Here is a 12,621-nt window from a genome sequence, read left to right as displayed (position 1 = left end):
CAAACAAAAACCCGGAAGCGTGCTTCCGGGTTTTTTCATATTGAGAGCCTGTTCCAAAAGTCGCCCTGTGTGGCTGCAAATGGCAATTTGAGATTTGCTTTCGCATAATCTGAACCGAAAAGTCTGCAACTTTTCGGGATTATGCGAGGATTCCGGTGCTCACGTACCTTGAGTACGCTCCGCTCCGGTACTCGAAAATCACCACTTTCGCACACACATGCCGCTTTTTGATTCAGGCTCTGAGAGTGCGATGATTATTTCTTCATCGCATCGGTGACTTTGGCCGTCCATGCGCCTTCCGGCTTCTTGGTGATGACCGGATCGGAACCGCCGCCAAGCAGGGTTTCGACCGTACGGTCGGCAGCGGCGACATCGAGCGTGCCGTCTGAACCGTCGATCAGCTTGGCGATTTCCTTGACCATGCGCTCCTGAACTTCCTTCTTCTGCGCACCGGAAGAATCATTGTCGAGAATGACGTCGGCGGCTTCGTCAGGATGTTCGGACGCATATTGCCAGCCCTTCATGGAAGCGCGGACAAAGCGTGCGAGCTTGTCGACCATGGCCGGATCGTCGAGGCTCTTTTCAAGCACATAAAGCCCGTCTTCCAGTGTTGCCACGCCCTGTTCTTCATACGGGAAGACGACGAGCTGGTCGGCCGGAATTCCGGCATCGATCACCTGCCAATATTCATTATAGGTCATGGTCGAGATGCAGTCGGCCTGCTTCTGGATCAGCGGATCGACATTGAAGCCCTGCTTCAGAACGGTAACGCCGTCCTTGCCGCCCGTGGTCGGGATTTTCAGATGGTTCATCCAGGACAGGAACGGATATTCATTGCCGCCGAACCAGACGCCCAGCGTGCGACCCTTGAAATCTTCCGGCTTGGTGATGCCGGTTTCCTTGCGGCAGGTCAGCATCATGCCCGACTTTTTAAAGGGTTGCGCGATGTTGACCAGCGGAACGCCCTTTTCGCGGGTGGCGAGCGCCGACGGCATCCAGTCCACCACCACATCCGCACCACCACCGGCGATCACCTGCGGCGGCGCTACGTCCGGACCGCCCGGCTTGATCTCGACGTCGAGCTTTTCTTCTTCGTAAAAACCCTTGTCCTTGGCCACGTAATAGCCCGCGAACTGGCCCTGCGTGACCCATTTGAGCTGCAAGGTCAGCTTGTCTGCGGCCATCGCCGTCGTGCTCATGAGTGCGAGAGCAAGTCCGGCTGTTGCGAGGCCTATGGATAGTGCCTTCTTCATGCTTGGTTCTCCTCTGGTTGACGGTCCCGCCTTATGGTGGCGGATACCGGATATTTTGGCTAAGCTCTTCTGTAAGAAGGGTGCCAGAATGTCACTTTGCGCTCGATCAGCGCGATCAGCCCGTAAGAGAGCGATCCCGCCAGGGCGGCGACGAAAATCTCGGCCCAGACCATGTCCACATTCATGCGCCCGATCTCAGCGGAAATGCGGAAGCCCATACCGACAATCGGCGTGCCGAAGAATTCGGCCACGATAGCGCCGATCAGCGCAAGCGTTGAATTGATCTTCAGCGCGTTGAAGATGAAGGGCATGGCGGCGGGCAGGCGCAGCTTCACCAGCGTCTGCCAGTAATTGGAGCCGTAGGTCTCCATCAGGTCGCGTTCCATCGATCCGGTGCTGGCAAGGCCCGCGACCGTATTCACCAACATGGGGAAGAAGGTCATGATGATGACGACGGCAGCCTTCGACTCCCAGCCGAAACCGAACCACATCACCATGATCGGCGCGACGCCGACGATGGGCAGCGCCGCCGCCAGATTGCCAAGCGGCAGCAGGCCCTTGCGCAGAAAGGGAATGCGGTCGGCGACGATGGCCGTGATGAAGCCCAGCCCGCAACCGGCGATATAGCCGATGATGACCGCCTTCATGAATGTCTGGCGAAAATCCGCCCAGAGGATCGGCACGGAATCGACGATCCGCGCCCAGATGGCGGAAGGTGCAGGCAGCAGAACCTGCGGTATGGCGAACAGCCGGACGCCTGCTTCCCACAGCACCAGCATGGCGATGCCGAACAGGGCAGGGACCGCAATGTCGAGCAGTTTCTGGCCTTGCGGGGTGCGGGCCTTGAGGCTGGAAACCCAGCCCACAATCACCCACGACACTGCAATAATGGCTATGACGGAGAGGATGCCGGTCATCATGCCGCTGCCCTTTCCGGCTTCGCGCCCATGCGGCTGTTGACGATGCGCGCCACCAGCCCGACCAATGCAACCAGCACACCGGCCATGACGGCGGCGGCGATGAGCGCCGCCCAGATCTGCACCGTCTGCCCGTAATAGGAGCCGGCGAGCAGGCGCGCGCCAAGTCCGGCCACGGCGCCGGTCGGCAACTCGCCGACGATTGCGCCGACGAGGCTGATGGCGACGGCAATCTGCATCGATGTGAAGAGAAACGGCATGGCCGCAGGCCAGCGCAATTTCCAGAACACCTGCGCGCGGGACGCATTATAGGTGCGCATGAGGTCGAGATGCATGACATCGGGCGACCGCAGCCCCTTCACCATGCCGACGGCCACAGGGAAGAAGGAGAGATAGGTCGAGATGAAGGCCTTCGGCAGCAGGCCCGATATGCCGATGGCGTTCAGCACCACGATGATCATCGGCGCAATGGCGAGGATCGGGATCGTCTGCGAGGTGATGATCCATGGCATCAGGCTCTTGTCGAGCGTGCGCGAATGGACGATGCCGACCGCCAGCGCGATGCCGAGAAGCGAGCCCAGTGCGAAGCCGAGCAGCGTCGAGGAAAGCGTCACCCAGCCGTGATAGACGAGGCTGCGCTTGGAGCTGGGCTTGACGTCGAAGACGGTCTTCCAGATTTCCTGCGCCACCTGATGGGGTGCTGGCAGAACGGGACGCTCCTGGTTCATCGTATTGGTGACGAGCGTGGAAAACGAAATCTCGGTTCCGGCGCGCCCGGCCTGATCGCGTTCGAAAGGCGCGTTCAGAAAGATGGCCAGCCCATACCAGAGCGCGACGAACACGGCGAGAACCGTCGTCACGGGAATGAATTTGTCGTGCAGGAAGGCGTTCATCTGCGGCCTCCTGCATATGGCACTTCAGTTGCACTCTTCGCCATGCCGGGCTGCAACGAGCAATTTCCTGCGCGCCGGTGCTCACGTACCCAAAAGTACGCTCCGCTCCGGTGCTCGAAAATCACTCGTTTCGCCAAGGCCTGACGAATTTGCAACTGAAGTGATAGGCCGCAAGCTTTAGTCATGAATATGCCCCAGCCGCAGGCCTTCGCGCACGCGATGGGCGATTTTCAGGAAAGCTTCCGATTCACGAATATCCAGCGTCCGGTCCGGTCCAAGATCGCAGTCGATGATTTCATGAATGCGGCCCGGACGCGGGCTCATCACGACGATCTTGGTGGAAAGAAATACGGCTTCCGGGATCGAATGGGTGACGAAGATCACGGTCTTGCGGGTCGCAGCCCACAGTTTCAAAAGCTGTTCATTGAGGTGGTCGCGCACGATTTCATCAAGCGCACCGAAGGGTTCGTCCATCAAAAGCATGTCGGGATCGAAAGACAGCGCGCGCGCGATGGAGGCGCGCTGCTGCATGCCGCCGGAAAGCTGCCATGGAAATTTCTTGCCGAAGCCGGCGAGATTGACCAGCGCGAGGTTCTTCTCGATCCGCTCCTGACGCTCCGTCCGGGAATAGCCCATGATTTCCAGCGGCAGGCTGATATTGTCCTCTATCGTGCGCCATGGAAACAGGGCTGCTGCCTGAAAAACATAGCCATAGGACCGGTCGAGACGCGCATTGGCGGGCGTCTTGCCGTTGACCGTGACCGAGCCGGAAGTTGGCTGTTCGAGATCGGCGACCACACGCATCAGCGTGGTCTTGCCACAACCCGAAGGACCGATAAAGGAAACGAACTCGCCACGTTGAATGGCGAGATTGATATTGGACAGCGCATGGACCGGCCCATCATTGGTCTCGAAAATCAATGACAGATCCTTGATGTCGATCACCGTCTGCGCATCACTCAAGCCCCTCTCCGGGGCCATGCTGTCATTCACATTCATGCGCGGTTCCCGAAGCTGAGCTAGAGCCATGTGTCAGACTCCTATCGGCATATGTTCTGCGCTGCGTTCTACCTTACGCGGAGCAACGATTTCCTTCCACTGCGACAATGCCTTGTTCACGGCGCCGTTCGGCTCGCGTTCGATGAAGCGACCGTCGCCCGGCTCGGCCGTAACCTTGCCCTTGTTGAAGGCGACGCGACCGCGAGAGAGCGTCACGACCGGCAGGCCCTTCAGCTCGAAACCTTCAAACACATTGTAATCGATGGAGGAGTGCTGAGTCTTGGCCGAAACCTTCTTGGTGGCTTCCGGGTCCCAGATGACCAGATCGGCATCGGCTCCCGGCAGGACAGCGCCCTTTTGCGGATAGATGTTGAGGATTTTCGCAATATTGGTTGACGTCACCGCAACGAATTCGTTCGGCGTCAGGCGACCGGTGCGAACGCCACGCGACCACAGAACCGGAAGGCGTTCTTCAAGACCGCCGGTGCCATTTGGAATTTTGGTGAAATTGCCAATGCCATAGCGCTTCTGCTCGGTGGTGAAGGCGCAATGGTCGGTCGCCACACATTGCAGGCTGCCAGCCGCAAGGCCAGCCCACAGGCTGTCCTGATTGACCTTGTCGCGGAAGGGCGGCGACATCACGCGGCGCGCCGCATAATCCCAGTCCTTGTTATGATATTCGCTTTCATCCAGCGTCAGGTGCTGGATCAGCGGCTCGCCGAAAACGCGCATGCCCTTCTGCCGGGCGCGGCGGATCGCTTCATGGCTCTGCTCGCACGAAACATGCACCACATAAAGCGGCACGCCTGCCTGATCGGCGATCATGATGGCGCGGTTGGTGGCTTCGCCTTCCACTTCCGGCGGGCGCGAATAGGCATGGGCTTCCGGCCCGTTATTGCCTTCGGCCATCAGCTTGGCCTGCAAATGGGCGACGACATCACCGTTTTCAGCGTGAACGAGCGGCATGGCGCCCAGTTCCGCGCAGCGCTGGAACGAGGCGAACATCTCGTCGTCATTCACCATCAGCGCGCCCTTATAGGCCATGAAATGCTTGAAGGTGTTGATGCCGCGCTTCACCACTTCGGCCATCTCGTTGAAGGTGCGCTCGTTCCAGCCGGTGATGGCCATGTGGAAGGAATAATCGGTGCGCGCCTTGCCCGCCTTCTGGAACCATTCCTGAAGCGCGTCGAGCAGATTGCCTTCGGAATCCGGCAGCACGAAATCGACCACCATGGTCGTGCCGCCCGCAAGGGCCGCCGCCGTGCCGGTGTCGAAATCATCGGACGAATAGGTGCCCATGAAGGGCATTTGCAGATGGGTATGCGGATCGATGCCGCCTGGCATGATATAACAGCCGGTGGCGTCGATAATTTCATCGCCGGTCAGATTGTCGCCAACGGCAGCAATCTTCTCGCCTTCGATGAGAACGTCGGCTTTAAAGGTGCGGTCGGCGGTGATGACGGTGCCGCCCTTGATCACTTTACTTGCCACTGTTCGTTCCCCTTTTTGGTTTTGTTGCGAAACAGAAGCCTTATTGGATGGCCGTGAAATCAGCTTACAATTTCAGCAGTCTCCAATACGGCATGCAGAAGCACGTCGGTTCCAGCCGACGCCCATTCCTTCGAGATTTCCTCATCTTCATTGTGGCTCAATCCGTCGACGCAGGGGCACATGACCATTGCCGTCGGTGCGACGCGATTGACCCAGCAGGCATCGTGGCCCGCACCGGAAACAAGATCGCGATGGCTGTAGCCAAGCCGTTCGGCCGCGTTGCGGATGGCTTCCACGCAGCCCTTGTCGAAGGTGACGGGATCGAAATGGCCAGCCACTTCGATCTCGATGCCGATGCCCAGTTCCTCGGCGATCTTCGGCGCTTCCTTTTCAAAGCGCGCCTTCATGCCGTCGAGCACAGCCTGATTGGGCGAACGGAAATCCACCGTGAACACAACTGTGCCCGGCAGGACATTGCGCGAATTGGGCGAGACGTCGATATGGCCGACGCCGCCAACCGCATCCGGCTGATGCGCCATGGCGATGTCGTTGACGAGTTGCAGCATCTTGCCAAGGCCGAGGCTGGCATTCTTGCGCATTTTCATCGGCGTGGAGCCGGTATGCGCTTCCTTGCCCGTCAGCGTCACCTGCAGCCACCACAGGCCCTGACCATGGGTGACGACGCCGATATCCTTGTTTTCCGCCTCAAGGATGGGTCCCTGTTCGATATGCAATTCGAACATGGCGTGAATTTTCCCCTGGCCGACGGGCTCGTCGCCTTTCCAGCCGATGCGCTCCAGCTCATCGCCGAATTTCTTGCCCTTCGCGTCGGTGCGCTGATAGGCCCAATCCTGATCCAGAACGCCTGCGAAGACGCCAGATGCGAGCATGGCGGGCGCGAAACGGGTGCCTTCCTCATTGGTCCAGTTGGTGACCACGATGGGACGCTTGGTGCGGATATTCATGTCGTTGAGCGTGCGCATGACTTCGAGGCCACCCAAAACACCCAGAACGCCGTCATATTTGCCGCCGGTCGGCTGCGTATCGAGATGGCTGCCCATATAGACGGGGTCGGCATCGGCATCTTCGCCGGGGCGCAGGAAGAACATGTTGCCCATGCTGTCGACGGTCATCGACAGTCCGGCCTTTTCGCACCAGGACTGGAAAAGCTTGCGGCCTTCGCCGTCTTCATCGGTCAGCGTCTGGCGATTATTGCCGCCGCGCAGCCCCGGGCCAATCTTGGCCATGTCCATCAGGCTGTCCCACAGGCGGTCGCCATTGACTCTGAGATTGCTGGTGAGCACCATGCGCTCGACCTCCTCATTGTATGGATGCGTTGGATACCGCGCCAATTCTGCCTATGGCTCGTATCCACCCGCTTATAATGTTCCCGCGACCCGGCTCTTTGGCCACAATATTTTTGCTGATTTGCAAAAACTTGACTAGTTGGTCAAAATGCAGGCTAGAAGAGCGTTCGAAGACGGTCAAGCGCTTTTGAAAAATTCTACACTGCCGAAAGGTGTCAAATGGCCACAGCCCCATCCGCGCCCCCGTCTTCAGACCCAACTGCTCCCGAAAAGACGGAAGGTGCGACGCGCATTCAGGGCATCAATCGTCGGCTCATTCTCGACGCGGCGCTGGAAGTGTTTTCAAATTACGGATTTCGCGGTTCGACCATCGACCAGATCGCCGAGAAGGCGGGCATGTCGAAGCCGAACCTGCTTTATTATTTTCCACGCAAGCAGAACATCTATGTGACCGTTCTGGAAGACACGCTCGCCACCTGGCTGGAACCTTTCGAGAATATCGACCCGGAGGGCGATCCGCTCGATGAATTGCGCCGCTATATTGCGGTGAAGCTGGAAATCTCGGCCAAAAAGCCCGAAGCCTCGCGGCTGTTCGCCAATGAAATCCTGCACGGCGCGCCTGCCATTTCCGATTTCCTGAAAGGACATCTGAAGCAGCTCGTCGATGAAAAGGCTGCCGTCATTCATCGCTGGATCGCCGAAAAGCGCATCGTGCCTGTCGACCCCTACCACCTTATCTTCACGATCTGGGCGGTGACGCAGCATTATTCGGATTTCTCCGTGCAGATTTCGGCCATTCTCGGTGACCGGACCCAGAAGCCCGGCTTTTACGACGAAACGGCGGCAGCGGTCAGCGCCATCATCCTTGACGGAATTCGCCTGCGGGACGAATCTGCCGCATCATGAAAACGATTCGCATTGCAGCAGCCATCATTCGCGACGAGGCAGGCCGGTTCCTGCTCGTGCGCAAGCGCGGCAGCACCATATTCTTCCAGCCCGGCGGCAAGATCGATGCGGGCGAACAGCCCGAAGCAGCACTTGTCCGCGAGATCGAGGAAGAGCTTGGCATCCCTATCGACGCCAGCCAGTTGCGCTATGCGGCGAAGATGTCGGCCCCTGCAGCCAATGAGGTGGACGCGATCGTGGAAGCGGAGCTTTTCCATCTGACCCTGAAGGACGGTCAGGTGCCGGTGGCATCCAGCGAGATTGAGGAACTGCTGTGGAACCCGCCCGGCGATCTGACGCGCCCGGTGGCGCTGCTGTCACAGAGCATTCAGGCGCGTTTTTCCACGTCTTCCTTGCAGAAATGATCGTAGAGAACCGACATTAATTCCGTCACCGCCGGATGCGCGATGGAATAATAAAGTGTGCGGTGATCACGCCTATGCTGCACGATGCCTTCTTCCTTTAGTTTTGCCAGGTGCTGCGACATCGACGTCTGAGCGAGGCCGGTTTCCTCGATCAGCGCGGTGACGTTTTTTTCGCCATCGGCCAGCGAGCACAGAATCAACAGCCGGTGCGCGCTCGCCAGACCTTTGAGAAATCCGGCGACATCGTCGACCTTGGACCGCATGCGATCATTCGGGTTCATTTTACCTTCTTTACAATTCATAAAATTATGATATGAGATAAATATAAACTGATAATCAGCCTTAGGCAAGGCGCAATTAAGGAAGAGATCATGACGAAGGATTACCGCAATATAACAAAGGACATCTCCGCTTATACGGCAGAGCTGCGCAAGGCGGTTCCCGATACGATGCAGGGCTTTTACGGTTTGGCAAAGAGCGCCAGTGCCGATGGTGAGATCAACAAGAAGACAAAAGAATTTATCGCGCTGGCCATTGGCGTAACCCAGCGTTGCGACGGCTGCATCGGCTTTCACGTCAAGGCGCTGAAGGATTTGGGCGCGACGCGTCAGGAGATTGCGGAAGTCATGGGCATGTGCGTTTACATGGGCGGCGGCCCAGCTTTGATGTATGCCGCCGATGCCATGCGTGCATGGGACCAGTTTCAGGAACAGGCTTAATTCTTGAAAAAAGCGCCGGGTCTTGCCCGGCGCTTTGTCTTTGCTGGATAGCGTTTATTCCGCCGCTTCCTTGACCGCCATCGGATTGTTCGGATGCGTGGTCCAGTTGGCATAGTCCGGTGCAATCGGCGCCTTGGTGCGTGGATCGACGCCGCCGATCTGCTCCATGGTGATGCAGTTCTCGACCGGGCAGACATTGACGCAGAGATTGCAGCCGACGCATTCCTCGTCGATCACCTCGAAATGGCGCGCGCCATTGACGAGATTGGTGATCGCCTGATGCGAGGTGTCCTCACAGGCAATGTGACAGCGGCCGCATTTGATGCAGAGATCCTGATCGATGCGCGCCTTGGTGACATAGTTCAGGTTCAGATACTGCCAGTCGGAAACCTGCGGCACGGCCATGCCGCGGAAATCGTCGAGCGTTTCATAGCCCTTCGAATCCATCCAGTCCGACAGGCCGTCGATCATTTCCTGCACGACCTTGAACCCATAGGTCATGGCCGCGGTGCAGACCTGCACCGTGCCGCAGCCGAGCGCGATGAACTCCGCCGCATCGCGCCAGGTCGTGATGCCGCCAATGCCTGAAATCGGCAGGCCGTGGGTTTCTGGATCGCGGGCGATTTCCGCCACCATGTTGAGCGCGATCGGCTTCACCGCCGGGCCGCAATAGCCGCCATGGCTGCCGCGCCCGTCAATGGAGGGCACCGGCGACATGCGGTCGAGATCGACCGAGACGATGGAGTTGATCGTGTTGATCAGCGACACGGCATCCGTACCCGCAGCGTGAGCGCCGCGGGCCGGTTTGCGAATGTCGGTGATATTGGGCGTCAGCTTGGTGATCACCGGCATGCGGCTATACTGCTTGCACCATTTGACGACCATCGCGACATATTCCGGCACCTGACCGACAGCCGCACCCATGCCGCGTTCGCTCATGCCATGCGGGCAGCCGAAGTTCAGCTCGATGCCGTCCGCGCCGGTTTCCTCGACCAGAGGCAGGATCGCTTTCCAAGCTTCCTCCTCGCAAGGCACCATGATCGAGGCGATCAGCGCGCGGTCGGGCCAGCGCATCTTCACCTCTTTCATCTCGCGCAGATTGACCTCCAGCGGGCGATCGGTAATCAGCTCGATATTGTTGAGGCCGAGAAGCCGCCGGTCTGCGCCATGGATCGCGCCATAGCGCGGGCCGTTGACATTGACCACCGGTGGGCCTTCGGCACCCAGCGTCTTCCACACGACGCCGCCCCAGCCCGCCTTGAAGGCCCGCTCGACATTATAGGCCTTGTCGGTCGGCGGGGCCGATGCCAGCCAGAAAGGATTGGGTGATTTGATGCCGAGAAAATTCGTTGAAAGATCAGCCATGTCTTGAACCTCCTCAGCCTTGCTCGTTGCCAAGCTGGGTCGTTGCCCAATGATCGGACGGGACGTTTCTGTCCCGCGAGGATGCAGTCGTGTGATGCGCACCGCCGGAAAGCACGGCTTCCGCAAAGCCTTCTACGGCCTGCGGACGCCGCATGAGCGTGGCATGGATCGATTCGGCGGCAACCTTGCCGGCCTCGACCGATGCGACCGTCAGGTCCTTGCCGCCTGCAACGCAGTCGCCCCCCGCCCATATGCCTTCAACCGTGGTCCGGCCTTCCGCATCCGCGCTGATCCGGCCCTTGGCCATGCCGATGCCGGAGCCGCGCAGCGGTTCTGGATCGAATGTCTGGCCGATGGCCTTGAACACCTGATCGGCTTCCAGCGTCAGATATTCGCCCATGCCGACCAATTTGCCGTCCTGATTGCCGGTATATTCAAAGGTCACCGCATGAACGGTGCCGTCGCCGCTGCGTTCCAGCGCATGGGGTTGCAGCCAGTGCCGGATCACGACGCCGTGGATCTGCGCCAGTTCCTGTTCATAGGCGCTGGCATTCATGCTTTCCTGACCACGCCGATAGACGACGGTGACATTTTCCGCACCAAGCTTCTTGGTCTGGATGGCGACGTCGATGGCCGTCATGCCGCCGCCGATGACGACCACATTGCGACCGACGGGGAGGGCGGAGAGGTCCTTGGCCTGACGCAGATTGGCGATGTAATCGACCGCGTCGAGCACATTGGGCGCATCTTCGCCGGCAAGGCCAAGATCGTTCACGCCGGGCAGGCCCATGCCGAGAAACACCGCATCATGCCCCGCCTTCAGCGCTTCGATGGTGATGTCCTGGCCGAGTGTCTGGTTGTATTCGACGGTGATACCGCCGATTTCCAGCACGAATTCCAGTTCGCGCTGGGCGAAATTATTGACGGTCTTATAGGCCGCGATACCATATTCATTGAGGCCGCCGCCCTTGGGCCGCGCTTCGAAGATCGTCACCTGATGGCCCTTCATGGCCAGACGATGCGCTGCCGAAAGACCGGCAGGGCCAGCGCCGACTACGGCGATATGCTTGCCGGTTTCCGGTCCGCGCTTGAAGGGCTGCTTGCCTTCGGCCATCAGAACATCGGTGGCGTAGCGTTGCAGATTGCCGATCTTGACCGGTTTGCCTTCTGCCGTTTCGCGCACGCAGACTTCTTCGCACAGCGTTTCGGTGGGGCAGACGCGGGCGCACATGCCGCCGAGAATGTTTTCGCTCAGGATGGTTTTGGCCGCGCCAACCGGATTGCCCGCATTGATCTGCCGGATGAACAGCGGAATGTCGATGCCCGTCGGGCAGGCATTCATGCACGGCGCGTCATAGCAGAAATAGCAACGGTCGGATTCGACAATGGCTTCGTGCCGCGTCAGCGGCGGATGCAGATCGTCAAACACATGCGCATATTCACCGGCGGCAAGGCGCGCGCCGTGAATGTCAGGCGTGTGGCCCGCTTCTGCATCAATGGATGAACTGCCTGCGGATCCCCTCGTGGAAGGATTCATGGATCGCATCTCCCATTTTTATCTACAGTATTGGCCCAAAAGTCCGGATAGACCTTTGGAAATCACGATGCGTAGAAATGCTTCAGAGCGACCTTGTGCGTCCCTGAGGAGGCCTTGGCGCTCTATGCGACATGCGGGTTCCCTTTGCGCAATGCCGCTCATGCCCGGCCTGCAATCTTGCTGTTGCCTACGCCGGTTAAGGTAGGATGACAGATTTTTTCAGAAGGTCAAATTTTTTATCATCTGGTCAATTTATGAAACTAGACGTCAAGAATCCGGTGCTGCAAGGCACGTCGGTCGAAGCTGAATAGTCGTTTGAAATTATGCTGTTTTCGCAGAGGCTTCGGATGCGGCTTCGGCAATATTGGCGAAGAAGCGGTCTGCGACCTTGCGCGCGACCGAGCCGAGCAGCCTGGTGCCGAGCTGGGCGATCTTGCCGCCCGCATCGCCGCGTATGGCATAGGAGAGGATGGTTTCGTTGCCATCTTCGGTCAGTGTCACATCGGTCACGCCATGGGCGAAACCGGCAATCGAACCTTCGCCATGGCCGGAAATCGTATAGGAGGCGGGCGGGTTCATGTTGGACAATTCCAGCATGCCGTGAAACCGGACTTTGACAATGCCAAGATTGACTTTCAGCGCTGCGCGGATTTCGGTTGGCGACAGACGCTCAATATCTTCGCAGCCGGGAATGCAGTCTTTCAGCGTCTCGATGTCATTCAGCGCATCCCAAACCGCCTGTCTTGGCGCTGCAATACGTTCTTCACCTGTCAGGTCCATGCTTTGCTCCAGACGCGCCGCTATCAATGTAATTTGATTGATAAGATGTA

13 protein-coding genes are annotated in these 12,621 nt (G+C 58.7%); 3 read left to right on the top strand and 10 right to left on the bottom strand.

Annotation, left to right across the window (positions count from 1 at the left end; genetic code table 11):
• Positions 1 to 254: 254 nt before the first annotated feature.
• From JAU75_RS05785 to JAU75_RS05760, 6 genes are all read right to left on the bottom strand, one after another.
• On the bottom strand, positions 255 to 1,253 hold the full coding sequence (locus JAU75_RS05785; protein ID WP_199055418.1) for an ABC transporter substrate-binding protein: 999 nt from the start codon (positions 1,251 to 1,253) through the stop codon (positions 255 to 257).
• A gap of 59 nt (positions 1,254 to 1,312) precedes the next feature.
• Entirely contained in the window at positions 1,313 to 2,173 is an 861-nt protein-coding gene (locus JAU75_RS05780; protein ID WP_199055416.1) for an ABC transporter permease, read from the bottom strand.
• Positions 2,170 to 3,063 carry an ABC transporter permease gene (locus JAU75_RS05775; RefSeq protein WP_199055414.1) on the bottom strand — a complete coding sequence of 298 codons (894 nt, stop codon included), beginning with the start codon at positions 3,061 to 3,063 and terminating at the stop codon, positions 2,170 to 2,172. The genes JAU75_RS05780 and JAU75_RS05775 overlap by 4 nt, the downstream gene beginning before the upstream one ends.
• 177 nt (positions 3,064 to 3,240) lie before the next feature.
• Entirely contained in the window at positions 3,241 to 4,092 is an 852-nt protein-coding gene (locus JAU75_RS05770) for an ABC transporter ATP-binding protein (RefSeq protein ID WP_371836117.1), read from the bottom strand.
• 3 nt (positions 4,093 to 4,095) lie between these two features.
• The gene (gene hydA / locus JAU75_RS05765) at positions 4,096 to 5,553 is read right to left on the bottom strand and encodes a dihydropyrimidinase (RefSeq protein WP_199055413.1); all 1,458 of its coding nucleotides are present in this window, start codon (positions 5,551 to 5,553) and stop codon (positions 4,096 to 4,098) included.
• A gap of 59 nt (positions 5,554 to 5,612) precedes the next feature.
• Positions 5,613 to 6,860 (bottom strand): Zn-dependent hydrolase, encoded by a 1,248-nt coding sequence (locus tag JAU75_RS05760; protein ID WP_199055412.1) that lies wholly within the window; start codon positions 6,858 to 6,860, stop codon positions 5,613 to 5,615.
• Between the two features lie 219 nt (positions 6,861 to 7,079).
• On the opposite strand from JAU75_RS05760, the gene JAU75_RS05755 reads away from it, so the two are divergent.
• Together JAU75_RS05755 and JAU75_RS05750 are read left to right on the top strand one after the other, a co-directional pair.
• On the top strand, positions 7,080 to 7,766 hold the full coding sequence (locus tag JAU75_RS05755) for a TetR family transcriptional regulator C-terminal domain-containing protein (RefSeq protein WP_199055411.1): 687 nt from the start codon (positions 7,080 to 7,082) through the stop codon (positions 7,764 to 7,766).
• Entirely contained in the window at positions 7,763 to 8,170 is a 408-nt protein-coding gene (locus JAU75_RS05750) for an NUDIX domain-containing protein (RefSeq protein WP_199055410.1), read from the top strand. Before JAU75_RS05755 ends, JAU75_RS05750 begins: the two co-directional genes overlap by 4 nt.
• Here JAU75_RS05750 and JAU75_RS05745 read toward each other — a convergent pair.
• Positions 8,134 to 8,451 carry a metalloregulator ArsR/SmtB family transcription factor gene (locus JAU75_RS05745; protein WP_199055409.1) on the bottom strand — a complete coding sequence of 106 codons (318 nt, stop codon included), beginning with the start codon at positions 8,449 to 8,451 and terminating at the stop codon, positions 8,134 to 8,136. The genes JAU75_RS05750 and JAU75_RS05745 overlap by 37 nt on opposite strands.
• A 90-nt stretch (positions 8,452 to 8,541) precedes the next feature.
• On the opposite strand from JAU75_RS05745, the gene JAU75_RS05740 reads away from it, so the two are divergent.
• Positions 8,542 to 8,889, top strand: coding sequence for a carboxymuconolactone decarboxylase family protein (locus JAU75_RS05740; protein WP_199055408.1), 348 nt, complete (start codon positions 8,542 to 8,544; stop codon positions 8,887 to 8,889).
• A gap of 54 nt (positions 8,890 to 8,943) precedes the next feature.
• Here JAU75_RS05740 and preA read toward each other — a convergent pair whose 3' ends face one another.
• The 3 genes from preA to JAU75_RS05725 form a co-directional block, all read right to left on the bottom strand.
• Positions 8,944 to 10,254 carry an NAD-dependent dihydropyrimidine dehydrogenase subunit PreA gene (gene preA, locus JAU75_RS05735; protein WP_199055406.1) on the bottom strand — a complete coding sequence of 437 codons (1,311 nt, stop codon included), beginning with the start codon at positions 10,252 to 10,254 and terminating at the stop codon, positions 8,944 to 8,946.
• Between the two features lie 13 nt (positions 10,255 to 10,267).
• A complete protein-coding gene (locus JAU75_RS05730; protein WP_371836116.1) occupies positions 10,268 to 11,791 on the bottom strand; it encodes an NAD(P)-dependent oxidoreductase in 1,524 nt (507 codons plus the stop codon).
• A gap of 321 nt (positions 11,792 to 12,112) precedes the next feature.
• On the bottom strand, positions 12,113 to 12,571 hold the full coding sequence (locus JAU75_RS05725; RefSeq protein ID WP_199055402.1) for a carbon monoxide dehydrogenase subunit G: 459 nt from the start codon (positions 12,569 to 12,571) through the stop codon (positions 12,113 to 12,115).
• Positions 12,572 to 12,621 lie beyond the last annotated feature (50 nt).

Origin of the sequence: Ochrobactrum sp. Q0168 (genome assembly GCF_016427605.1) — a bacterium.
Lineage (GTDB): Bacteria > Pseudomonadota > Alphaproteobacteria > Rhizobiales > Rhizobiaceae > Brucella.
This window is presented reverse-complemented; position numbering and strand designations above follow the sequence as displayed.